27 protein-coding genes and 1 pseudogene are annotated in these 22,943 nt (G+C 46.3%); 20 read left to right on the forward strand and 8 right to left on the reverse strand.

The window, feature by feature from the left end:
* The first annotated feature begins 183 nt into the window (after nucleotides 1-183).
* Nucleotides 184-1,005 carry an alpha/beta fold hydrolase gene (locus H7F26_RS01125; protein WP_009329497.1) on the forward strand — a complete coding sequence of 274 codons (822 nt, stop codon included), beginning with the start codon at nucleotides 184-186 and terminating at the stop codon, nucleotides 1,003-1,005.
* A gap of 39 nt (nucleotides 1,006-1,044) precedes the next feature.
* On the opposite strand, the gene H7F26_RS01130 is transcribed toward H7F26_RS01125, so the two are convergent.
* Both H7F26_RS01130 and H7F26_RS01135 read right to left on the reverse strand, forming a co-directional pair.
* Nucleotides 1,045-1,299 (reverse strand): DUF1871 family protein, encoded by a 255-nt coding sequence (locus H7F26_RS01130; protein WP_011201725.1) that lies wholly within the window; start codon nucleotides 1,297-1,299, stop codon nucleotides 1,045-1,047.
* A 79-nt stretch (nucleotides 1,300-1,378) separates the two neighbouring features.
* Nucleotides 1,379-1,876 carry a hypothetical protein gene (locus H7F26_RS01135; protein WP_011198245.1) on the reverse strand — a complete coding sequence of 166 codons (498 nt, stop codon included), beginning with the start codon at nucleotides 1,874-1,876 and terminating at the stop codon, nucleotides 1,379-1,381.
* Nucleotides 1,877-1,982: 106 nt separating this feature from the next.
* Here H7F26_RS01135 and H7F26_RS01140 point away from each other — a divergent pair, with 106 nt between their 5' ends.
* Nucleotides 1,983-3,146: a MalY/PatB family protein gene (locus H7F26_RS01140; protein WP_003184802.1), complete on the forward strand. Its 1,164-nt coding sequence runs from the start codon at nucleotides 1,983-1,985 to the stop codon at nucleotides 3,144-3,146.
* Nucleotides 3,147-3,172: 26 nt separating this feature from the next.
* Here H7F26_RS01140 and H7F26_RS01145 read toward each other — a convergent pair whose 3' ends face one another.
* Nucleotides 3,173-3,373 (reverse strand): hypothetical protein, encoded by a 201-nt coding sequence (locus H7F26_RS01145; RefSeq protein WP_003184804.1) that lies wholly within the window; start codon nucleotides 3,371-3,373, stop codon nucleotides 3,173-3,175.
* Between the two features lie 67 nt (nucleotides 3,374-3,440).
* Between H7F26_RS01145 and H7F26_RS01150 the strand changes: the two genes are divergently transcribed.
* On the forward strand, nucleotides 3,441-3,830 hold the full coding sequence (locus tag H7F26_RS01150; protein ID WP_003184806.1) for a kinase-associated lipoprotein KapB: 390 nt from the start codon (nucleotides 3,441-3,443) through the stop codon (nucleotides 3,828-3,830).
* 27 nt (nucleotides 3,831-3,857) lie between these two features.
* Here the strand turns inward: H7F26_RS01150 and kapD are convergent, their stop codons facing one another.
* Nucleotides 3,858-4,433, reverse strand: a complete 576-nt coding sequence (kapD, locus tag H7F26_RS01155) for a 3'-5' exonuclease KapD (RefSeq protein ID WP_395958848.1) — start codon at nucleotides 4,431-4,433, stop codon at nucleotides 3,858-3,860.
* 260 nt (nucleotides 4,434-4,693) lie between these two features.
* Here kapD and H7F26_RS01160 point away from each other — a divergent pair, with 260 nt between their 5' ends.
* From H7F26_RS01160 to H7F26_RS01170, 3 genes are all read left to right on the forward strand, one after another.
* Nucleotides 4,694-5,965: an MFS transporter gene (locus H7F26_RS01160; RefSeq protein ID WP_003184810.1), complete on the forward strand. Its 1,272-nt coding sequence runs from the start codon at nucleotides 4,694-4,696 to the stop codon at nucleotides 5,963-5,965.
* Nucleotides 5,966-6,098: 133 nt separating this feature from the next.
* Nucleotides 6,099-7,934 (forward strand): transglycosylase domain-containing protein, encoded by a 1,836-nt coding sequence (locus H7F26_RS01165; protein WP_044051839.1) that lies wholly within the window; start codon nucleotides 6,099-6,101, stop codon nucleotides 7,932-7,934.
* A 17-nt stretch (nucleotides 7,935-7,951) separates the two neighbouring features.
* Nucleotides 7,952-8,365, forward strand: coding sequence for a thiol-disulfide oxidoreductase DCC family protein (locus H7F26_RS01170; protein ID WP_009329501.1), 414 nt, complete (start codon nucleotides 7,952-7,954; stop codon nucleotides 8,363-8,365).
* A 50-nt stretch (nucleotides 8,366-8,415) separates the two neighbouring features.
* Here H7F26_RS01170 and H7F26_RS01175 read toward each other — a convergent pair whose 3' ends face one another.
* Nucleotides 8,416-8,973, reverse strand: coding sequence for a YufK family protein (locus tag H7F26_RS01175; protein ID WP_009329502.1), 558 nt, complete (start codon nucleotides 8,971-8,973; stop codon nucleotides 8,416-8,418).
* A gap of 186 nt (nucleotides 8,974-9,159) precedes the next feature.
* Here H7F26_RS01175 and malK point away from each other — a divergent pair, with 186 nt between their 5' ends.
* From malK to H7F26_RS01210, 7 genes and pseudogenes are all read left to right on the forward strand, one after another.
* Nucleotides 9,160-10,761, forward strand: coding sequence for a malate sensor histidine kinase MalK (gene malK / locus H7F26_RS01180; protein ID WP_017474837.1), 1,602 nt, complete (start codon nucleotides 9,160-9,162; stop codon nucleotides 10,759-10,761).
* On the forward strand, nucleotides 10,754-11,461 hold the full coding sequence (locus H7F26_RS01185; protein WP_003184821.1) for a response regulator: 708 nt from the start codon (nucleotides 10,754-10,756) through the stop codon (nucleotides 11,459-11,461). The genes malK and H7F26_RS01185 overlap by 8 nt, the downstream gene beginning before the upstream one ends.
* Nucleotides 11,462-11,545: 84 nt before the next feature.
* A pseudogene (locus H7F26_RS01190) lies at nucleotides 11,546-11,786 on the forward strand (ABC transporter permease); the annotation flags it as partial.
* 230 nt (nucleotides 11,787-12,016) lie between these two features.
* Nucleotides 12,017-12,553: a CDP-diacylglycerol--serine O-phosphatidyltransferase gene (pssA, locus tag H7F26_RS01195; RefSeq protein WP_011198249.1), complete on the forward strand. Its 537-nt coding sequence runs from the start codon at nucleotides 12,017-12,019 to the stop codon at nucleotides 12,551-12,553.
* A 6-nt stretch (nucleotides 12,554-12,559) separates the two neighbouring features.
* Nucleotides 12,560-13,042, forward strand: a complete 483-nt coding sequence (locus tag H7F26_RS01200) for a DedA family protein (RefSeq protein ID WP_016886500.1) — start codon at nucleotides 12,560-12,562, stop codon at nucleotides 13,040-13,042.
* Nucleotides 13,043-13,084: 42 nt separating this feature from the next.
* On the forward strand, nucleotides 13,085-13,876 hold the full coding sequence (locus H7F26_RS01205) for a phosphatidylserine decarboxylase (protein WP_003184826.1): 792 nt from the start codon (nucleotides 13,085-13,087) through the stop codon (nucleotides 13,874-13,876).
* A gap of 272 nt (nucleotides 13,877-14,148) precedes the next feature.
* Nucleotides 14,149-15,492: a 2-hydroxycarboxylate transporter family protein gene (locus H7F26_RS01210; RefSeq protein WP_017474838.1), complete on the forward strand. Its 1,344-nt coding sequence runs from the start codon at nucleotides 14,149-14,151 to the stop codon at nucleotides 15,490-15,492.
* Between the two features lie 59 nt (nucleotides 15,493-15,551).
* Here the strand turns inward: H7F26_RS01210 and H7F26_RS01215 are convergent, their stop codons facing one another.
* Complete coding sequence (locus H7F26_RS01215) at nucleotides 15,552-15,785, reverse strand: hypothetical protein (protein WP_003184830.1); 234 nt, start codon at nucleotides 15,783-15,785, stop codon at nucleotides 15,552-15,554.
* 245 nt (nucleotides 15,786-16,030) lie between these two features.
* Here H7F26_RS01215 and H7F26_RS01220 point away from each other — a divergent pair, with 245 nt between their 5' ends.
* The 7 genes from H7F26_RS01220 to mnhG are packed head-to-tail and all read left to right on the forward strand — an operon-like array spanning nucleotide 16,031 to nucleotide 21,797.
* Complete coding sequence (locus tag H7F26_RS01220) at nucleotides 16,031-18,433, forward strand: Na+/H+ antiporter subunit A (protein ID WP_017474839.1); 2,403 nt, start codon at nucleotides 16,031-16,033, stop codon at nucleotides 18,431-18,433.
* Complete coding sequence (locus H7F26_RS01225; RefSeq protein WP_003184834.1) at nucleotides 18,430-18,861, forward strand: Na(+)/H(+) antiporter subunit B; 432 nt, start codon at nucleotides 18,430-18,432, stop codon at nucleotides 18,859-18,861. Before H7F26_RS01220 ends, H7F26_RS01225 begins: the two co-directional genes overlap by 4 nt.
* Nucleotides 18,861-19,202: a Na(+)/H(+) antiporter subunit C gene (locus H7F26_RS01230; protein ID WP_003184836.1), complete on the forward strand. Its 342-nt coding sequence runs from the start codon at nucleotides 18,861-18,863 to the stop codon at nucleotides 19,200-19,202. The genes H7F26_RS01225 and H7F26_RS01230 overlap by 1 nt, the downstream gene beginning before the upstream one ends.
* Nucleotides 19,195-20,673, forward strand: coding sequence for a Na+/H+ antiporter subunit D (locus H7F26_RS01235; protein ID WP_003184838.1), 1,479 nt, complete (start codon nucleotides 19,195-19,197; stop codon nucleotides 20,671-20,673). Before H7F26_RS01230 ends, H7F26_RS01235 begins: the two co-directional genes overlap by 8 nt.
* Before the next feature lie 5 nt (nucleotides 20,674-20,678).
* Entirely contained in the window at nucleotides 20,679-21,155 is a 477-nt protein-coding gene (locus tag H7F26_RS01240; protein ID WP_003184840.1) for a Na+/H+ antiporter subunit E, read from the forward strand.
* Complete coding sequence (locus H7F26_RS01245; protein WP_003184842.1) at nucleotides 21,155-21,439, forward strand: Na(+)/H(+) antiporter subunit F1; 285 nt, start codon at nucleotides 21,155-21,157, stop codon at nucleotides 21,437-21,439. The genes H7F26_RS01240 and H7F26_RS01245 overlap by 1 nt, the downstream gene beginning before the upstream one ends.
* Complete coding sequence (gene mnhG / locus H7F26_RS01250; RefSeq protein ID WP_003184844.1) at nucleotides 21,423-21,797, forward strand: monovalent cation/H(+) antiporter subunit G; 375 nt, start codon at nucleotides 21,423-21,425, stop codon at nucleotides 21,795-21,797. The genes H7F26_RS01245 and mnhG overlap by 17 nt, the downstream gene beginning before the upstream one ends.
* Before the next feature lie 39 nt (nucleotides 21,798-21,836).
* Here the strand turns inward: mnhG and H7F26_RS01255 are convergent, their stop codons facing one another.
* Both H7F26_RS01255 and H7F26_RS01260 read right to left on the reverse strand, forming a co-directional pair.
* The gene (locus tag H7F26_RS01255) at nucleotides 21,837-22,226 is read right to left on the reverse strand and encodes a hotdog fold thioesterase (RefSeq protein ID WP_003184847.1); all 390 of its coding nucleotides are present in this window, start codon (nucleotides 22,224-22,226) and stop codon (nucleotides 21,837-21,839) included.
* A 16-nt stretch (nucleotides 22,227-22,242) separates the two neighbouring features.
* On the reverse strand, nucleotides 22,243-22,881 hold the full coding sequence (locus H7F26_RS01260; RefSeq protein ID WP_003184849.1) for a two-component system response regulator ComA: 639 nt from the start codon (nucleotides 22,879-22,881) through the stop codon (nucleotides 22,243-22,245).
* Between the last annotated feature and the right edge of the window lie 62 nt (nucleotides 22,882-22,943).

The raw sequence follows: 22,943 nt of genomic DNA on the forward strand, positions 1-22,943 counted from the left end.
TGTCAAGAAATCTTCTGAATATTATAGCACGTTTTTATACGAATGTAAGGCGGTAAAAAAAGCGAAATCGCAGCGTGAAAAAATTTTTTTCGGGAACGATAAATAACATACTCAGGACTTAGGCGACAACATGCAGCCAGATTGTTTGAACATGAAAGAAAAACATTCGGAGTGATTTGGATCATGCTGTTAACAAAACCTTCTATCGAGACCATTCAAGGGGTCAATATATATTATGAACATTACGAGAATCCAGGCAAGACATCGCTCGTTTTAATACACGGTTTTCTTTCTTCCTCGTTTTGCTACAGAAAAATCATTCCTCTTCTGAAGGATGAGTTTAATTTAGTCGCCGTTGACCTGCCTCCCTTCGGCCAATCAGAAAAATCCAGCACCTTTGTGTATACCTATCAAAACATGGCCAGGGTGGTCATCGAACTGATCGAAAGGCTGAAGATTAAAGACGCCGTGCTTGTCGGTCATTCGATGGGCGGCCAGATTTCACTTTATGCGATAAAGGAAAGGCCTGAACTGTTCAAAAAAGTCGTCCTGCTGTGCAGCTCAGGCTATTTAAAGCGTTCGCCCCGCTCGCTTATTTTCGGGAGCCATATTCCTTATTTTTATTTGTACATCAAGCGCTGGCTGTCAAAACAGGGCGTCCTGAAAAACCTCATGAATGTTGTCTACGACAGCTCCCTGATCGATCAGGAAATGATCAACGGCTACCTGAAACCGTTTCTCGATGATCAAATTTTCAGGGCGCTCGCACGTCTTATCAGACACCGGGAAGGCGATTTATCACCGGATGATTTGAAGAAAATCGAGACGCCTTCCCTCTTGATCTGGGGCGAAGAGGACCGCGTCGTCCCGGTACAGATCGGAAAAAGGCTTCATCAGGATCTGCCCAATTCCATTTTCTACTCCCTGCAAGAAACCGGACACCTCGTCCCTGAAGAAAATCCGGATTATGTATCAGACAAGATTGCCAATTTCATTTTGACATGAACATAAAAAAACCGCCGGTTGGCGGTTTTTAAATTCTGTTCAGCACGAACTGCTGTCTTTGATCACAAGGAGCCGTTCAGCCAGCCGTTTGCATTCCGACAGAGGCAGCGTCTGATCAAACGATACTTCAAAAACGGTCTGGATCGCTTCGCCCAGCCGCTCTGCATCGTCTTCCGTATAGACGGCCTGAACGATTTCGGCCGCTTCCGTTTCATAAAAATCGGGTCCGGCTTGAAACGGATCCCATTCCTTTATGATGTGTATGATTTGTGCTGCTGCCTGACTTTCTTTCATCATGATCACCGCTTCATATTAATGTTTCAAAGGCTATTGTATCACAACATGCCGGCTTGTCGATAAGGAAAGCCGCAGGCTAACGGCCGGCTTTTCCCCGCTTCTCCCTCCAGGCGATCAGCAGCAGCCCGATGCCGTTGACGAGAATCAATCCAAAGACGGTATTTCCGAGGGGCGCCCAGCCGTTTTCCCCCGTCAGCATCACTGACAGCACGACCTTTCCGATCAGCGTCACATTCAATACCGCAAGCCCCCACCCTAAGGAGCGCTTCCAAAATGCCGTGCCAATCAACACGAGAAAACCCATCATGAAAGCGAGCGTGACCACGGCTGAAAGCGGGTTGGACAAAAGCATTAGCTCGTAATCCAAAACGGCCTGCATCTCCGGATTGATCCGCTCGGGGACGGGAAACCAAACCATGCTGCTCGTCATCAGCAAAAAAGTAATGATGACACCTTTCCAAGACCGCCTATAACAAAAGTACGCGAGCGCCACCAGAAAGAGCGGGCGTATATACCAGCTCATTGGGTTGAGATGACGCTGAAAAGCCCACTCAAGGATGCTGCTCCATTCCACCAGCTGCCACTCCCTTTATTTTATAAAAGCTTTCATGGTTAAAACATTGCAATCTATCCTTTTCACAGTTAATGTATAACATATGAAAAAGACATGAGGTGAGATCATGGATTTTAATACAGAGCATAACAGACGCGGGACCCAGTCTGTAAAGTGGGACTTAACACAGGAATTATTCGGCGTAAATGACGCGCTTCCAATGTGGGTGGCTGATATGGATTTTCGTGCCCCTCAGCCTGTTATTGACGCCCTTCAGCAGCGCCTGGAGCACGGGGTTTTCGGCTATACATCTGCAAACGCGGGCACGAAGGAAGCTGTCACCGATTGGCTCAGCCGCCGGCACGGATGGAATACTGAACCGGCGTTTATCACCTTCAGCCCGGGCATTGTAACAGCGCTCGCCCAAGCGGTTCAGGCGTACACAGAGCCTGGCGAGCGGGTGGTCGTACAGCCGCCTGTATATACGCCGTTCTTTGATATAGTTGAAAAAAACGGGCGGGTTGTTTTACATAATCCATTAATCGAAAAAGACGGCCGCTATGAAATGGATTTTTCCGACCTTGAAAAAAAGCTTGTGGAACCGGATGTCAAGCTGTTCATTCTTTGCAATCCGCATAACCCTTCCGGCCGTTCATGGTCGAAAGAGGAACTGACAACGCTTGGCGAACTCTGCCTTAAACACGGTGTCACAGTTGTTTCCGACGAAATCCACTCGGACCTGATGCTGAACGGACTGAACCATACGCCGTTCGCCTCTTTATCTCCGGAATTCGCGGATATATCCATCACATGCATTGCACCGAGCAAAACGTTTAACTTGGCCGGGTTGCAGGCCTCAGCCATCATCATACCCGACAAAGCGAAGAGAACCGCCTTTGCAAAGGTCATGCAGCGTCAGGGACTGCATTCTTTAAATACATTTGCGATTGCAGCCATCGAGGCGGCCTATTCAAAAGGCGAACCATGGCTCGATCAGCTTATCCCATACATTGAACGAAATATGGAAGAAGTCCGCCGCTTTTTGGCAGAGGAGCTGCCCGAGGTCCGCATGATGGAGCCTGACGCCTCTTACTTGGCATGGCTTGACTGCCGAAAGCTCGGATTGTCGGATCAGGACATCAAACGGCTTCTCCTTCATAAAGGAAAGCTGATTCTTGAGCCGGGACCGAAGTACGGACCGGGCGGAGAAGGATTCGTCAGAATGAATGTCGGATGTTCGCTCTCTGTTGTAAAAGACGGACTCCGACGTCTGAAGACCGCTTTTTCGTAAGCGTTCCGGCTGAAAGCCGGGCGCTTCTAAGAGCGTTTATGGATGGTTTCATTCAATTCTCTTTCCAGCTTTTCCGCTTTTTCAGCTTCTTTTTTGGAATGCTTGATAATCAGCCGGAATACAGCGATCGCGATGATAAAGAAAACGGCCAGCGTAATAAAAGAAGGGATATATTCTCTTTTGTCTTCAGGAAAATAGAGCATAAACTGAATCAGAAACGGCGCCATTTTTCTTCCTCCCTGAAATGATTTTTTTACCATTTATTTATTATGATACCATTAGGAGGCAGATGCAGTGAACAACCAATTTCAAGTCGGAGATCGCGTAAAGGGCTTTTATAAAACAGGCGTCTACATCGGCGAAATTACGGATGTTAAACCGATGCACTACCTGGTCAAAATCCTCGCCGTGCTGACCCATCCGAAGCAGGGCGACCTTCATCATCCCAATCGGGCAGACGTCCCTTTTTTTCATGAACGAAAAGCGCTCGCTTACGGTGAACAGACGAATATCCCGCACCGCATGGTGAAGCCGTTCGATGAAGCTGTACCGGATTATGCGGATTCGCTCCGCTCAGCTTTGAGCCGCTTAAAAACGGATCTGCAAAACGATTCGTCCGAATACGCGGCAAAATCGCTTGAGCTTATTCATGGGCTTGAAAAAGAATATTTCCTGCACAAATAACCCAATCTGTTTGTCAGATTGGGTTTTTTATGTGGCGTGCGGAAAGACTTTTGAGAGGTCAACCCGTTCGCCGATCGTCGTCGGCTTCGGATTTTCCAAATACTTCTTATCCCGTTCTACGAGCCGAAACAACTTATACGTTGTCATCGCGTCGTCAAGCGCTTTATGCTGTTTTCCCGTTCCTGAATCGCCGTACTCTTCCGCTGCCTTCCACAAATTCGTCAATGTTTTGTCGCCGAAAAATTCCTTGTACTCCATGGAAAGGTCCCTCATCTCTCCTTTAAACGGAAACGGAACATGGTTGAACATGCAATTTTGCTTCAGCACTTTCATATCCATGTTTCCCCATGTAATGATGACGCTGTTTCGGTCAGGATCAAGCTCCCGCAGCTTTTCAATCAGCGCGTTAAACGTGATGCCTTGGTCAACCTGTTCCTGCGTGATGCTGAGAAAATTTTTGCAGCGCCTCGTTAATTTAGGGAACTTCTTCGGCTTAATATAGCTTGAAAACGTCTCAACCACCTCATCATGAACCGCCTTTACAATCCCTGCTTCTATGATTTCCGGGAAAAAATTTTGCGGGTGATACTTTCCCTCAGGCATTGTAAATTCAAAATCAATAATCAGTAAGGTGCTCGCTTCCAACTTTCACACCTGCCTTTCTATCTCAATATAAAAAACTTATGGTGGTAACGCAGCGGATTGAAATTATCCAAGCCTATAGTCTTCTGAATGTTTTCCAAAGTACGCTCATATTTCTCTTATTATATCATTATATTTCTATATTTAAGGTTTTATTTTCTGAAAATGTTGAAAATTCCTTCAAATGCCCATTTTTCGTCATTCTATAGAGCATCAATTCCATGCAGCTTTCGCATTTCATTTATAATGAAAGGGAATTCAAATTTTTTAAGAAGGTGATTCGCATCTCTGTTTATAAGAAAAACCTTGTGATCATGTGGTTTGCGAATTTTTTCGTGGCCGCAAGCTCCACAATGGTTCTGCCGTTTCTTTCCCTCTATATTGAGACGCTTGGCAGCTATTCGGACGGATTTACGGCAAAATGGAGCGGATACGTTTTCGGCGTCACATTTTTGATGGCCTTTTTAGTTTCTCCTTTTTGGGGAAGGTTCGGCGATAAACACGGCTATAAAAAAATCCTCTTGATCACGGGTACCGGAATCGGCACTTCCATTCTTCTCATGTCCCTTGTCTCGTCCGTATACGAGCTGTTTTTTTTGAGAATGGCGATGGGGCTCGTAACCGGGTTCATTCCCACTTCCCTTGCCATGATTTCGGCTCAGACGCCGAAAAAAACGGCTGGCAAAGTGCTCGGCACGCTGCAGATGGGCACGGTCTCGGGAGGATTATTCGGCCCCTTGCTCGGCGGTCTGCTCGCCGATCGCGTCGGTTTTACATATACGTTTTTCATTACGTCATTTGCGATTTACAGCGCGGTTTTCCTCGTGTTTGCCGGAGTGCGCGAACGGCCCCTGAAGCAGAAGCGCGATGCTTCCGCCGGGTACACGAGAAAGCAGGTTCTGCAGACGATTCTGCATCAGCGTCCGCTGATCACGGCGATGATCCTCACCGCTGTGATTCAAGTGGGAAACTTCAGTGTTCAGCCGCTGCTCGCTTTATACGTCAGCGAACTGCACGGAACTCAGAATCTCGCATTTTTTTCAGGGCTGGCTTTTTCTGCAACCGGCCTTGGAAGCCTGCTCGCTGCGAGAAAATGGGGCGCTTTGGGCGACCGGTTCGGCCACGGAAAAATATTGATGATTCTCGCGCTGGCTGCCGCGGTTTGCGTTATCCCGCAAGGACTTACATCTCAGTATGAAACGCTTGTGTTCTTCCGCTTTCTGTTCGGAATCGCACTTGGCGGGATGATTCCCTGCATCACCGCTTTAATCCGGGTTGAATCACCGGGGCCTATACAAGGAGAAGTGCTTGGCTATAATGTAAGTTTCAGATTTTTAGGCAATGTCATCGGCCCGGTGCTCGGCGGCATTCTTTCCAGCTTTTTCGGTATTTCTTCCGCCTTTTACGCAACTGCCGTCCTCTTTTTCGGCGGAGCATGCCTTCTGATGTTCCAAAGGTCCCAGCAAAAAAAATCAGAGGCGAAAGCAAGCTGAAATCGGATAAAAAAACTGCCAATCTATCAAATTATCCTTCTCGATATCCAAAAAGAATGGTACGATATGGCTAGAATTTAGCGAAAAGAGAGTGACAAAGTTGCGTTCATTTTTTGGATGGATTTTTCTGTTGATGTTAATACCTATATTTGTCTTTACCTTAATGGCCTCCGGCCGGGAAGCTCAGAATATGAAGCCTCTCGATCAGGTGCTCGATGAGAAGATCAATATAAAGGATATCGGCCTTGTACAAAACAGCTACATGTATGACAGGGACGGCGCTCTGATTTCCGAAATCGTTTCAGATCACCAAAACCGGGTATTCGTCCCCTATAAAGATATCCCTGAACATGTGAAGCAGCTGTTTCTGACTTCGGAGGACCGTCATTTCTTTCAGCATAAAGGCTTTGATTTTATCGGGATGGCCCGGGCCGCCGCAGCCAATGTCAAAAAAGGCGGCATTGATCAGGGGGCCAGCACGATTACACAGCAGCTTTCGAGAAACTTGTATTTGAACCATGAACGAACCTTCGACCGCAAGTTCACTGAGCTCCTGTATTCCTACCAGCTGGAAAAAAAGCTTTCAAAAGAAGAAATTTTTGAGAAATACTTAAACACCATCTATTTTAATCACGGGGTCTACGGAATTGGATCCGCGTCTTCTTTCTATTTCAGCAAGCCTTTGAAATCTCTCAGCCTTGCCGAAACGGCGTTTATTTGCGCGATCCCTAATAACCCTACATTATATGATCCTTTGAAACATTTTGACTACACAAAAACCCGCCAAAAGCGGCTGCTTGAAGGGCTGAAAAAAGCGGGCGTGATCACCGAAAAAGAATACAGCAAAGCCGTTAAGCAAAAAATTACGCTTAACGTGAAAGAAAAGAAAGACGACTATCCCGACTATACGACCTATGTCAACGAGGAATTCACCAAATTGGTGTCCGCTACGGAAGGGTTTGACGAACGGCTGAAAAAGGCAAAAACAAAAGAAGAAAAGAAAAAAATCGAAAAAGAGCTGTCAAACCGAATCAGCTCCCTCACGACAAGCGGAATCAAAATTTATACGGCGCTCGATACCAGCATGCAAAACCGTGTCGTCCAGCAAGTGAAGAACCGCCTCCCTTATGAAGGCGTACAAGGCGGAGCAGTGGTGATCAACCACCAAACCCATCAAATCGTCGCCATGTCCGGCGGGAAAAACTATAAAAAGTACGATTATAACCTGGCATTCCAAGCATACAGGCAGCCGGGGTCATCAATTAAGCCGCTCCTTGACTACGGGCCGTACATTGAAGAAACGGGTGCGACGGCAGGCAGCATGATTGACGCAAGCAAATTTTGCAGCAAGGAATACTGTCCGAACAACTTCAACGAAAGAACATACGGAACCGTGTCGATCAAGACAGCCTTTAAATATTCGTATAATACACCAGCCGTACGTATGCTGAACCGGGTCGGCGTGCAAAAAGGATTCAGCTATTTAAAACCGTTCGGATTCGATAAAATCGTTCAAAACGACTACCGTCTTCCTGCTGCGCTGGGCGGATTTACATGGGGCTTCTCACCGCTGGAGATGGCTGATGCCTATACGACCTTCGGCAATAACGGAAGCTATACATCCAGCCATGCAATCACAAAGGTGACGGATTTAAAAGGAAAAACGCTATACAAATGGAAAGACAAGCCGCAGCAAGTATTCAGCATGCGGACAAACAGCCAAATGCGCGAACTCTTAGCAGCGGTTGTCAAAGAAGGAACCGGAAAAAAAGCGAATTTCAGCGGCGGATATGTAGGAGGAAAAACCGGAACATCCAACGGGTACAGAGACCTTTGGTTTGTCGGATTGACGGATACATACACAATGAGTGTATGGGTCGGAAAAGAGGCAAAAGGCACTGTCGAGTACCTGCATCACGCGGGACCTCAACTTTTAATCTGGAGAGGAACGCTGCAATACGCATCTTAAATTAAAAAAAGGGGTGGATGAAAGTGGCGGATATGCCCGATCGAATCGTTCTGTTTGACGGCGTGTGCAACTTTTGCGACGGAGCCGTGCAATTCATTATCAAACATGATCCTGAAGGCTTATTTTCATTCGCTTCCCTGCAATCTGACGCCGGAGGGAATCTGCTCAAGCAATATCACCTCCCTTCCGATCATTTTGACAGCTTTATTTTGATCGAAAACGGCCGGGTATATCAAAAGTCAACGGCCGCCTTGCACGTGGTGAAAAGCCTCCCGGGCCTTTGGCGGGCCGCTTCCGCCCTCTTGATCATTCCCCGGCCGCTTCGGGACGCCGTCTACAGTGTCATTGCGAAAAACCGCTACAAATGGTTCGGGCAAAAAAGCGAGTGCACCGTTCCCGGTCCTGAGATCAGAAAACGATTTTTATCATAAAAAAACCGGAGCCGCCGGACAAACGTCCGCGCTCCGGTTTTTTGCATGGCTCAAACGGGCAGGCTCGCCATGACGCTGTTATAAAGCTTGATGATGATATACACCGTCCCGATCATAAACGTAAACCAAAACAGCAGCTCAAACATAATAAAACCGATTAATGACATGAATGAAAGCGTGCTGTGGATCGTATAAACGATAAAAATAAAATATACGAGAGTTGCGAGTAAAAAAAGCGCTGCAATTCCCGCGGCATATTGGACAAAAATAAAAGATAAAAGGCTTGCTCCTAGATACACGGCAGAACCGATCCTGATTTTTCTCAGATTCGCTCCTTCAGGATCTTTGGCGAAAAATAAAAGGGCAAGCTCTGTCACTGTATTGGCAATCAGCTTCAAAGCGGAAAATACCATGAAAAAAATCAGCGTAAACACAGCAAACAAAGCCATCCGGATGCCGCTCTCAGAGAAAAATTCGAGCATCCCTTTGTAGATGCCGAGAGAAGACAGCATCTGCATGGCATAGATAACGGAAGAAATCGCAAGAGATGAACTGAAAAGAAGAATTGCGATAAAAGGAAAAAAGCCTGTTACATACGTATTTTTCATAAAAAAAAGTCCCTTTCTGATATGTTCCTCATTCATTATGTACGACTTATGACCTGTTGACAAGAATATTTTCCATATTTTTAATTTCTGCTAATGCGGCAGAAAGGTGCAGGATTCTTCACAAATTCGCCATTTACTTGTAAAGTATTATGTGTTGACTAATCAATAGATCGCGAGGAATCGCCGTTGAAAAAAACATTAAAACTGCAGACACGGTTAACGATATTTGTCTGCGTCGTCGTTTTAATTTCTTTATTGATCGCGTTTTTTATGGTCGGCTCTGAGACCGCAAGGAACATTCGGGAGCAGGAGCAGCAGATTGCCCTGCAGACGGCGGAGATGGTCGCCGAGGCTCCGATTACGGCACAATCGCTGGAAAGCGGCGAATACGAAGAGCTCCGGAAATACACCGCCCGCGTTCAAAAAATCACCCAGACTGAATTCGTCGTTGTCATGGATATGAACAGCATCCGCAAAACCCACCCCGATCCGAATAAAATCGGAAAGAAATTTGCCGGCGGGGACGAAAAAGAAGTGCTGAAGGGCCGACGCCACATTAGTACGGCAAAAGGCACGCTCGGTGAATCACTGAGGGCTTTCGTTCCCATCTATAATAAAACGGGCACCCAGGTCGGAGCGGTAGCGGTCGGGATCACCCTTAACGAGATTGAGCAGATCACCCAGCAAAATCTCCGCCCTCTATATACGGTCATCGTCCTCAGCATCGTCGCCGGAATCATCGGAGCTGTCATCGTGGCGAGGAAAGTGAAAACGATTATGTTCGGCATGGAACCATATGAAATTGCAACGCTTTTGAACGAACGAAGCGCAATGCTTGAGTCGACAAAAGAAGGGATTCTCGCCGTTGATCGAACAGGAAAAATCAAGCTCGCCAATGCGGAAGCGAAGCGCCTGTTTCAAAAAATGGGGATCGAAGAGAATCCGATCGACCGGGATGTACTCGACATCTTGCCAAACAGCCGACTGAAACAAGTGATCGAAACACAGAAGCCCGTTCAGGACCGCGATGTCAGAATCAATGGCCTTGAACTTGTCTTTAATGAAGTTCCGATTCACTTAAAAAAGGGAAACATCGTCGGAGCGATTGCGACATTCCGCGACAAAACCGAAGTGAAGCACTTAGCTGAGCAGCTGTCCGGTGTTAAAATGTACGCAAACGCGCTCAGGGCGCAGTCGCACGAGTTTATGAACAAGCTCCACGTCATTCTCGGTCTTGTTAAATTAAAGAACTACGACGAGCTTGGAAACTATATAAAAGACATTGCGATCTATCAGCAGTCTGAAGCGAGCGGAATTATCAACCATATCAAAAACTCGGTACTCGCCGGCTTTTTGCTCGGCAAACAGAGCTATATTCGGGAACAGGGGGCCTCGTTGGAGGTTCATTGCAGCACGAGGATTCCGGATACAGCCAACACAGCGGTGATTCACGATTTGATCACCGTTATCGGGAACCTTCTCAACAATGCCCTTGATGCCGTTTCCGCAACTGAGAAGAAAAATATTTCGATTTCATTCCGCCATCATGACGGACAGCTTGATATTGAAGTCACGGATACGGGAGTCGGCATATCCAAGGAGGAACAGCAGAAAATGTTTGACCAAGGCTTTTCAACAAAGGGCCCCAATCGGGGGTTCGGTCTTTATTTCGTCGAACAAAGCCTTGAAAATTTAAATGGACATATCGTCGTGACGAGCGAAAAGAATGAAGGAACGACATTCAGTCTCCGCATTCCGTATGAACCAAAGGAGGATGACCATGATTGATGTATTAATTGTTGAAGATGACCCGATGGTAAGAGAGCTGAATAAACGTTACCTCAGCCAAGTAGAGGGATTTCAGCTGAAGGGAATTGCCGCTTCTTTTCAAGAGGCTCTCACCTTCCTTCGGGAAGAGCATATCGATCTGATCCTGCTCGACATTTATATGCCTGGCAGGAACGGCGTCGAGCTGCTCACTGAGATCAGACGCCAAAATCAAGCTGTCGACGTGATTGTCATCTCAGCGGCCAGTGAAATGGATGTTGTTCAAAAAACGCTGCGCTTCGGGGCCGTCGATTACTTAATCAAGCCGTTCGAATTTGAGCGGTTTCAAAGCGCGCTCACTGATTACAAACGGAAGCAGCAGCTCTATGCAAGCAACCGGAATATCAGCCAAAAAGAGCTGGATTTTGAACTTTTTCAAAAAAAACGCGCGCCCGAAAAGGTACATTTGCCAAAAGGGCTGACCAAAAGCACGCTGAAGCTCATTTGGTCAAGCATCAGATCGTTTGACAGCTTGACGTTCACAACGGAAGATTTGGCCAATCACACGGAAATCTCTCAAGTTTCAATCCGCAAATACTTAAAGTTTCTGGAGGAAATCGAAGTTCTCAACGTAGAAATGGCCTACGGGACGATCGGCAGGCCGGTTTTCCAATATAAATTAAATACAAATGACTTGAATGTGATTAACCAATATCTATAACATGTCCCCGCCCGCTGCTCTCTAAAGACAGCGGGCGTTTTTTTTTGTAACGGCCACATTTGACTCGCCATCATTGCCGGATAAGGATTTATCGCGCTCGCCGCGCTTGTGTTCGGTAAATGGCAGCCGATCGGAGCCCTGTTCTTCAGCTTCGCTCAAAGCTTAAGCATCATCGGGTTCACGCTTCCCTTCTTCAAAAGAAATACCAAACGTCTATATGCTGATTGCGCCTTACGTATTGACGATTCTAGCGCTGGCCGGATTTAGCGGCAGAGCCGAAGCGCCAAAGGCAAACGGTATCCCTTATATTAAAGGAAAACGATAACCGAACGATAGAATAAGAGAGCGGCCTGCTCTCTTATTCTTTTTTTGTTACCTTAACAAAAGATAAAATTTTTTGACGCCGCCATTGTCTTTACCACTTTTATGGTATGATGAAAAAGTCTGGTTATCAATCATTACAGGAATTTTATTGCAGACAGGAAGCAAATCGTATACAATTTAATATTGTTTAATTTCTATATAAAACGTTTTTATTTAAAGGATGCGAAAACATTGAATAAATCAGTCATACCTTCTTTAATTACGGTTGGAAACTTTGTTTCGGGCATCTCTTCAATACTGCTTGCATTCAGAGGGTATTTATTCTTAGCCATTATATTTGTTCTGATCGGCGCTATCTTGGACAGCCTTGACGGCATGGCCGCGCGCAGATTAAATGCCGTCAGCCCGTTTGGAAAAGAATTAGATTCTTTGTCTGATATTATCACTTTCGGAGTCGCCCCGGCCATCATCACCTATTCAATCGTTTTTTATGATGCTCCGATCTTAGGCCTTCCTTCGACATTGTTATTCCCTGTTTGCGGAGCGCTTCGGCTGGCGCGATTTAATATTCAATCAGAGAACCAGGATTATTTTACAGGCCTTCCGATCACCGCAGCCGGAACAATTCTGGTATGCTTAAACCTTTTCTCAGAAATCCTGGGCAAAAAGCCGTTCATTTTGATCATGCTGTTCCTGTCCTTTCTCATGGTCAGCAAAATCAAAGTCATCAGCCTGAAGGGGAAAAAACTATTGAAGAAAGTGAGCTAGTTTTTAATGGAGTTGGCAAAAGAATTGATTTCCCAATACGGGTATTTCGCGATATTCGGGATGCTTGTCCTCGGAATTGTAGGCCTGCCGATACCCGATGAAGTCATGATGACATTTGTCGGGTATCTGTCTTCTATTCATATATTAAACTATGAGCTGTGCCTTTTGATCAGTTTTTCAGGTGCGATATCAGGGATGCTCATCAGTTATTTTCTAGGGAAGAAAATCGGTAAACCGCTGCTCGATAAGTTCGGGAAATGGATCGGTCTGACGCCGAAAAGACTGGACACCGTGCACCGCTGGTTTGAAAAATACGGCCCGTGGACGATTCTTTTCGGCTATTTTGTCCCCGGAATCCGCCATGTGACATGCTATCTGTCCGGCATGAACGAGATGGACATGAAAAGGTTCCTGATTTATGCCGGATCAGGAGCTTTTATTTGGTGTCTTGTTTTTATTACGATCGGATACACAATCGGCGTGATTTAAATACCGCTTGCATCCCGGATGATCAGTAAAGGAGTGAACAGCTTGAAAAAGCGGCTTTACCGGTTTTTGATTGAGTTGACGAATAAAAAGGGCGTGTCCCGGATGCTGAAAAAGTTTGCTCAGTCAAAGCTAAGCAAACCTCTCATCCCCTCCTATATCAAAACCTTTCATATTAATACAGAAGAGATGCTGGAAGATGTCCGCTCTTTTAACAGCCTGCACGAGCTGTTCATCAGAAAATTAAAGAGCGGTGCACGCCCCCTTCCCGCTGATCCAAACAGCCTGGTCAGCCCTGTGGACGGCGTCATCGAAGAAATGGGCACCATCACGCGCGACAAGCAATTTACCGTCAAACAAAAACTCTATTCTGTAGAAGAAATGATCGGACGATCCGAGATCGTGAACCGCTATGTCGGCGGAACCTATATCATTATCTATTTAAGTCCGAGAGACTACCACAGAATTCACAGCCCGGCTTACGGCACACTTGAAACGCAGTATTCGCTGGGAAGCACGTCTTACCCTGTGAATAAAATCGGTTTGACATACGGGAAATCGCCGCTGACAAAAAACTACCGGATGATTTCCGAATTTAAGCATCAATATGGGTCCGCCCTGCTTGTGAAGGTCGGAGCGATGTATATTAACTCGATCGTGATGCTCCAGGAGTCAAAAGAATGGCGCCGAGGCGACGAAATCGCATATTTCTCTTTCGGCTCGACCGTTATTCTGCTGTTTGAAAAGGATACCTTTATTCCTGATGAACGCCTTCACCCCTCTCTTCAAGTCAAAATGGGAGAGGTGTTAGGATCTCTTGCCAAAAGAACATCATAATGCACCGCCCCCGAAATGCGCTTCGGGGGTTTTTTAATTGCTGCTTAAAAAAGCTTTTCTCCATGGACAGGAAATCCCCTTTTTCCGCCTGGATATGGATCCCTAATAAACCAAAAGACCTATAAAACGATCAAAATCAAGGAGATTCCTTCTCTTTTCCCGCCCTTTTTCGTTTTAATTTAATTATCAATCGATTATTTTAATTTAAAAAACGCACAGAATTGACACTTTTCTTCTACAATTGAACACATACAAACATGGGGGTGTTTTTTATGGAAGCAGCAAAAGATTTGAAACCGATTACAATTCACGGTCATAAAGAAAATAAAAATATTTTCCATAAGCTGATCAACTGGAAAATCGGCGTGATTCCGTTTCCGCTATATATTGCGCTTGCGCTGATTGTTTTTCTGGCAGCTTACTTTAATGAATTGCCGAATGACATGCTCGGCGGTTTCGCGGTCATTATGATTCTCGGCATTTTTCTCGGGGATGTCGGACAGCGCATTCCGATTTTAAAAGATATCGGCGGACCTGCCATTCTATCGCTGTTTGTTCCTTCGTTCTTAGTCTTTTTCAAAGTGCTTAACCCTGCATCTATGGAAGCGGTTACAACTTTGATGAAAACGTCAAATTTCTTGTATTTCTACATCGCATGTTTAGTCGCGGGAAGTATTTTAGGAATGCATCGCACGGTTCTGATTCAAGGTTTTATGAGAATGTTCGTTCCGTTGTTGGCCGGGACGATCGCAGCGGTTGCCGCCGGTATTCTCGTCGGTCTGTTATTTGGCTACAGCCCTTATGAAGCTTTCTTCTTTATTATTGTACCGATTATTGCCGGAGGCATCGGCGAAGGCATCCTGCCGCTGTCACTCGCCTACTCGCAAATTTTGGGACAGTCCACCGATGTATTTGTTTCACAGCTCATTCCGGCCGCTATTATCGGAAACGTCGTTGCCATCATCTCAGCCGGACTGATGAAAAAGCTTGGGGAAAAGCGTCCTGAACTGAACGGTAACGGCAGACTCGTTAAATCGAAAAAAGACGATGAAATTTTCAACCAAAAAGAAGAGGAGCCGAAAATCGACTTGAAATTAATGGGTGCCGGCGTTTTAATCGCATGTTCCTTCTTCATTTTCGGCGGTTTGGTCTCCAAGTTCATCGCGATTCCGGGAGCGATCCTGATGATCATCGCAGCGGCTGCCGTAAAATATGCAAAGCTTCTGCCTGCAAGCATGGAAAAAGGCGCTCACCAGCTTTACAAGTTCATGTCATCAAGCTTCACTTGGCCGCTGATGGTCGGGCTCGGCATTCTTTATATCCCTCTTGATGATGTGGCGTCTGTTATTTCCCTGCGCTTCATCGCCGTCTGCGCTTCAGTCGTCATTGCCATGGTGACATCAGGCTACTTTGTCGGAAAATTAATGAACATGTACCCTGTTGAATCAGCGATCGTCACAGGCTGTCACAGCGGTCTCGGCGGCACGGGGGACGTGGCCATTCTTTCGGCTTCAGGCCGGATGGGTCTGATGCCGTTTGCGCAAATCTCAACGCGTCTCGGCGGGGCATCCACCGTCATTATGGCGACCGTTTTACTGAGGTTCTTCACCTCGTAAGGGCCGCATAAAAAAACAAAAAGGAGTCTGATCTATACGATCGGATTCCTTTTTTGTTTTCAGCGTTTCTCAACTCTGATATATTCTCTCGGTTTAAAGGGAGCTCTTTCTGTTCCCGTTAAGGACTGATCTTCCGCTCCCGTCTGTAGCGGCGTGTAATCACCGCGGTATTGAGGGCCTTCGGGTGTTCCGATCCCCGGAGTCTGTTCACGCGTCATTTCCCTGTTGATCATAAACGCTCCCGCAAAAAGCGAACAAAATAAACTTAGGCTGACAAAAGCTTTCCTTTTCATCTTTCATCACCTCAAATTCATCTTGTTCAAAAAAACTTTCCATTATACAAATGCCGAATTTTTTGTTAAAATTGTTTTCAGGTTCATAAGACCGCATAAACCGCGGTTACCATGAGATCATGCAGCCGATTTAAATTTGAGTTATAATTTGTCTAGGTCACCAGTTCTACAAAAAGTACATAACGTTTGAAAATTTTAGTATGGAACAGAATGTATTTATACATGCTACCTTAAGGGAGGTTAATATGACGTCTTTACATATTGCTATTTTATCGCCTTTTGCACTCGCCTTCTTGATTCCGCTATTGGCGAAAAACGTCAGAAAGATTCATACAGGCTGGTTTGTCCTGTTTCTTCCTGTTCTATTATTTATTTATTTTTTCCGCATGATCAAAATGACGGCGGATGGCGGAACATTAAAGGCTGTACTGGAATGGATTCCGTCCTTTGGGATTAACTTTACCGCGTACGTTGACGGACTCGGATTGCTATTCGCCCTTCTGATTACAGGGATCGGGTCTTTGGTTGTCCTTTACAGCATCTATTATCTGTCTAAAGAAAGAGAGCAGCTCGGACCATTTTACGTTTATCTGCTCATGTTCATGGGGGCAATGCTCGGCGTTGTTCTCGTTGATAACGTCATTGTACTTTATTTGTTTTGGGAATTGACCAGCATATCGTCTTTTCTGCTCATCGGCTATTGGTACAAGCGGGAAAAATCAAGATACGGCGCGACAAAATCGATGCTTATCACCATATTCGGCGGTCTTTCCATGCTTGGAGGCTTCATTCTTCTTTACACGATCACAGGTTCATTCTCGATTAGAGAAATGATCAACCAGGTTGATTTAATTTCGGGGCACGGCTTTTTCATCCCGGCTCTCGTGCTGGTGTTAATCGGAGCCTTCACTAAATCTGCGCAGTTCCCTTTTTACATCTGGCTTCCGGACGCAATGGAAGCACCAACGCCTGTAAGTGCTTACCTGCACTCCGCCACGATGGTAAAAGCGGGAATTTATATCGTTGCAAGATTCACCCCTGTGTTCGCTTTTTCAGGGGAATGGTTTTGGATCGTGTCTCTCACGGGGATTGTCATTCTTTTCTGGGGTTCGTTCAACGCCGTCAAGCAGACTGATCTGAAATCGATACTTGCATTTTCTACGGTCAGCCAGCTCGGAATGATCATGTCGATGCTTGGCGTCGGAGCGGCCGCACTGCATTTTCAGCATTTTGAATACTACATGGTTGCAGTAATCGCCGCTATCTTTCACTTGATTAACCATGCGACTTTCAAAGGCAGCTTATTCATGGCAGTCGGAATCATCGACCATGAAACAGGTACGAGAGATATCCGCAAGCTCGGCGGCCTTATGACGATCATGCCGATTACGTTTACGATTACGCTCATCGGCGCGTTTTCAATGGCCGGACTGCCTCCGTTCAACGGCTTTTTGAGCAAGGAAATGTTCTTCACCAGCATGCTCAGGATTACGAACTTTAACTTGTATAACGCTGACACATGGGGTTTTCTCTTTCCTGTGCTGGCTTGGATCGGAAGCGTGTTTACATTCATTTACTGCATGGTTCTCTTATTTAAAACCTTCGGGGGAAAATATCAGCCTGAAAAGCTTGAAAAACAAGCGCATGAGGCTCCAATCGGCATGCTGATTTCGCCGATTGTCCTCGTATCTCTCGCGGTGATTTTTTTCTTTTTCCCGAACATTCTGTCATACAGCATCATTGAACCTGCTGCAGCGTCGATTATGCCGACCCTTTTGGACGGTGACGAAAAATTCAAGGTTCATATTTACATGTGGCACGGCTTTTCGACTGAGCTCTATATGACGATCGGCGTCGTTGCTCTCGGAGTTCTCGCCTATTTGACCTTGTCAAAATGGCGCAAGGTCTACGGCCTCTTCCCGGAAACACTGACGCTGAACAAGTTGTACGACAGCTCGCTGTCAGGGCTTGAAAAAGGCTCCAACAAGATTACAAGAACGTATATGACAGGGTTTCTCCGTGACTATCTTGTTTATGTTTTTGTCTTCTTTATCGTGATCATCGGCGGATCGCTCGCTGTTACCGGGGGCTTTTCATACGATGTGAAAGGCAATGCTTCAATCGGCGTCTATGAGCTCGTTCTGTCAGCCGTAATGATTGCCGCAACCTTTACCACCGTTTTTGCAAGGTCAAGACTGACGGCGATTATCGGACTCGGCGTCATCGGCTACACGCTCGCGCTGTTCTTTGTCATTTTCAGGGCGCCGGATCTCGCGCTGACGCAGCTGATCATCGAAACCATTTCAGTCGCATTGTTCCTGCTGTGCTTCTATCATTTGCCGAAGCTCAGATTTAAGCCGAAATCGGCTAGGTTCAGGGTCACAAATGCGCTTGTATCGGTCGGCGTCGGAACTGTTGTGACGCTGCTCGCACTTTCAGCAAACAGCCAGCGCTCGCTTGAAAGCATTGCATCGTATTTTATTGAAAACAGCTATAAACTCGCAGGCGGCCACAATATCGTCAACGTAATATTGGTCGACTTCAGGGGATTTGATACATTGTTTGAAATTACCGTACTTGTCATTGCCGCTTTAGGAATATACGGCATGATCAGGCTCAGATTGGAGAAAGGAGGGGAAGAGCATTGAAAAAGGTTCAGACGAATGATGTGATCCTGCAAACCGTTACAAAGATTGCATCCTTTATCATTCTGCTCTTTTCTTTCCATCTGTTTTTTGCCGGCCATAATAACCCGGGCGGCGGTTTTATCGGCGGATTGATGACGGCGTCTTCGCTTGTCCTTCTGCTGCTCGCCTATGATTTAAAAACGGTGCAGAACATCTTGCCCGTCAACTTTATCTATGTGGCGGCCGTCGGCTTATTCATTTCCGTTTCCACCGGAATCGGCTCATTTTTGTTCGGCGCTCAGTTTCTTTCCCACGCGTTTGATTACTTTAACCTTCCGCTCTTGGGGAAAACGGAGCTTGCCACCGCGGTATTGTTTGATATCGGGGTTTATCTCGTAGTGGTCGGCGTGACCATGACCATTATTCAGACGATTGGGGAGAGAGAATAATGGAGATTTTAATGTCTTTTATTGTAGGAATTCTGTTCATGGCGGCGACTTATCTGCTGCTTTCCAAAAGCCTTTTGAGGGTGATTATCGGAACTGCCGTTCTCAGCCATGGCGTCCATCTGCTTTTGCTGACGATGGGAGGGTTAAAAAAAGGAGCGCCCCCCATTTTGAATGAAGAGTCGACAACCTATGTCGATCCTCTCCCTCAGGCGTTGATTTTAACGGCGATCGTCATTGCTTTCGGGGTTACCTCGTTTCTCCTGGTCATGGCTTTCCGCGCCTATCAAGAGCTGAAAATGGATGATATGGATCAAATGAGGGGAAATGATCAACATGAATAATCTTGTAATTCTGCCAATACTGATTCCTTTAATGGCCGCAATTCTGCTTATCTTTATGAACAGGTCGATCGTGCTGATGCGTGCATTCAGCGCCATATCTTCCATTGCGGCGATCGCTGCGGCCGCCGTTCTTGTGCAGACAGTCTATACGGACGGAATCCAGACCTTGTATCTCGGCGGGTGGAAGCCTCCGTTCGGAATCAGCCTTGTCGCTGATCAATTTGCCAGCCTTCTGGCGTTAACGACAGCCATTATCGGATTTCTGACGGTTCTTTATTCGTTTCGCTCCATCGGCGAAAAACGCGAGCGTTTCTTTTATTATCCCGCCGTCCAGTTCCTGCTTGCCGGAGTTAGCGGCGCTTTCTTGACCGGGGACTTGTTTAACCTGTTCGTATTTTTTGAGGTGCTTCTGATGGCTTCGTATGTGCTGATCGTCATCGGCGGCACGAAGATTCAGCTGCGGGAGTCTCTGAAGTACATCGTCTTTAACATTATTTCTTCCGCCCTCTTTGTCATCGGAGTCGCTTATTTATATGCGGTTACGGGCACATTAAACATGGCGGATCTGAGCGTCCGGATCAGCGAATCAGGGCAAACCGGGCTGATCACGGTCATCGCTGTTTTATTTTTGATCGTCTTCGGTTTAAAAGGCGGCATCTTCCCGCTGTATTTCTGGATGCCTGGTTCCTATTATGCGCCGCCAGCCGCTGTTTCCGCACTGTTTGGCGCACTTCTGACCAAAGTCGGCCTGTACGCGATCACAAGGGTGTTTACATTAATTTTCACCCAAGACGCCGCTTTTACTCATCAATTAATGGTCTGGCTTGCGGCGCTTACGATCATCTTCGGGGTCATCGGCTCGATCGCCTACTGGGATGTTCAAAAAATCATCATCTACAATATTGTCACTGCGGTCGGCGTCATCTTGTTCGGCATCGCCGCCAATACGCCGGCTTCAATCGAAGGATCTGTCTACTATTTGATTCATGACATGATTATTAAAGGAGCGCTGTTTATGCTTGGCGGAGCGCTTTTTGCCCTGACAGGGACAAACAACCTGAAAAAAATGAGCGGCCTGATCAAAAACCATCCCGTGCTCGGCTGGATGTTTATGATTTCAGCCGTTTCATTGGCAGGTGTTCCTCCTTTCAGCGGATTCATCGGCAAGCTGAAAATTGCAGAAGGCGGCTTTTTAAGCGGTGAATTCGTGATTACGCTGCTGATGCTTTTATCCAGCCTGCTCGTCTTGTATTCCGTCATGAAAATATTTATCAACGGCTTCTGGGGGGATGAACAGGAAGATGCTCCGGCCAAAAGGCAGCTAAAAGGCTACATGTATCCGGCAGCGGTACTGCTCTTTCTGTCGCTTGCCATCGGACTCGGAACCGAGCTTATCGCTCCGTATTTTCACCAGGCGGCTGATACGCTCGTCAACCCCGAAAAATATATTGAAGCCGTTTTGAAGGAGTAGATCGCATGGCATTACAAATATTGTTGAACTTTATTCTTGCGTTGTGCTGGATGTTTCTGAACAATGACTACACCGCTGCCGGGTTTGTCATCGGTTATGTGATCGGATTATTCTCGCTCTTTCTGATGAGGCGTTTTTTCCGCCGCCGCTTTTACTTGATTAACATTTGGGCGATCGTCAGACTGCTGTTTATTTTTATTAAAGAGCTCGTGCTGGCAAACGTCAGCGTATTAAAGACGATCTTGTCACCGCGGTTAAAAAATAAGCCCGGCATTTTCGCCTTCAAGACAGATCTTAAAGCGGACTGGGAAATCACGACGTTGGCAAACCTGATTACGCTGACACCGGGCACATTGGTCGTCGATATCTCCGATGACCGTTCGATTCTTTATATTCATGCGGTCGATATCGATGATGCCGAGAAAGCCATCAGTGATATCCGAATTTCGTTTGAAGAGGCCATTAAGGAGGTAAGCCGCTGATGTTTGAATTTATTTTGCAATTGTCACTCGGCATTTTGGCGGTCTCCACTTTTCTGTATGTCCTGAGGGTCATTAAAGGGCCGAGCATCCCGGACAGAGTGGTGGCGCTTGATGCGATCGGCATCAACTTAATCGGAATTACGGCTCTCGTGTCCATCCTGTTAAATACGACAGCATATTTGGAAGTCATCCTCTTGATCGGCATTCTGGCCTTCATCGGCACCGTCGCATTTTCTAAATTCCTTGAGAAAGGAGAGATTATCGAAAATGATCGAAGCCGCTAAATTGCTTATCGCCGTTTTGATCCTTCTTGGCGCACTGATATCGTTAGCCGCTTCCTTTGGAACGCTTAGGCTGCCTGACTTATACTCAAGAATCCACGCCGCTTCAAAAGGAGCGACACTGGGGATCATCAGCGTGCTGCTCGGCGTATTCTTTTACTTCTGGTTTCTGCACGGCTTCATTACGGCAAAAGTGCTGCTCGGTATCGTCTTTGTATTTCTGACGTCTCCTGTAGGCGCGCACCTGATCGCAAGAGCCGCGTATAATACAGGCGTTAAAATGGAAAAGAAAACCGTACAGGACGATTATGAAGGCTACAGAAATTTTCTGATTAAAAAGAAGGAAGATTCCTATTTATAAAAAGAAAACTCGCCCCTAACAGGCGAGTTTTCTTTATGTTTACGATGAAGGACGGCTGATGACCGCCATCGTGCACCTGGACGTGCAAATCAGGCTGTCCTGCTCATCGCGTATGTCAATTTGAAACACCATTGTTGATTTGCCCACATGCAGAGGCGTAGCGACCGCTTTAACCGTTCCGTCTTTTACCGATTTAATATGGTTGGCGTTGATCTCAAGCCCGAAGCATGCCTGCTCTTTTGGATCGATATGCTGATATGCCCCGATGCTTGCCACCGTTTCAGCGAGCGCAACGGACGCGCCTCCGTGCAGATAGCCGAAAGGCTGACGCGTTCTTTCATCGACAGGCATGACGGCAACACACCGTTCTTTGCTGCACTCCTTCAACTCGATTCCCAACGCTTCAAGAAGTGTATGTTTCGTTTCCATCACAATCGTCCCCTCATCAGAGTACACCTTCAGATTTCGCGATTAAAACAGCCTCTGTCCTTGATCCTACATTCAGCTTGCTGAATACGGAAGTCAAGCTGTATTCGATCGACCGCTTGCTTAAATGAAGCGCATCAGCAATTTCCTGATTTGTGTAGCCTTTTTCGACTTCTTTTAAAATCAGGCATTCCCTTTCAGTCAAGAGGTCGTGCTGGGTCTGCTGGCTGTTTGACTTCGATTTTTGCTGTGTAATCAACTGCTTGAAATAATCATAATCGACGACAATTTTATTATCCAGAACCTGATATATGTACTCTATAATCTTTTCCTTCGATTCCGTTTTGCTGATGGCGCCGTGCATGCCGGAACGAATCGCCTCTTCAAAATAATCTTCGACTTCATAGCCTGTGTAAACGATAATTTTGCATGATGAACATGTCTCAAGGATTTTCTTAGATAGGTCCATGCCGTTGATTTCACCCAAATTTAAATCCATTAAGATCAGGTCATACGCAGAAAAATCATGTTTCTTGAGAAATTGTTCGCTGGCTTCAGGGCTGAGGCAATCGACAACAAAGTCCTGGTTCGTTTCAAGAATTGCCTTCGTCCCCTCCATGACAGCCGGATGATCATCGATCACAAGTAATCTTCTCATAATTTCCTCCCTTTTGCGTAACCTTGCCCTATCACCATTTTATAGAAAAAACTTGGCGGATG

The sequence above is a fragment of the Bacillus sp. PAMC28748 genome (assembly GCF_014250415.1).
Classification (GTDB): domain Bacteria; phylum Bacillota; class Bacilli; order Bacillales; family Bacillaceae; genus Bacillus; species Bacillus licheniformis.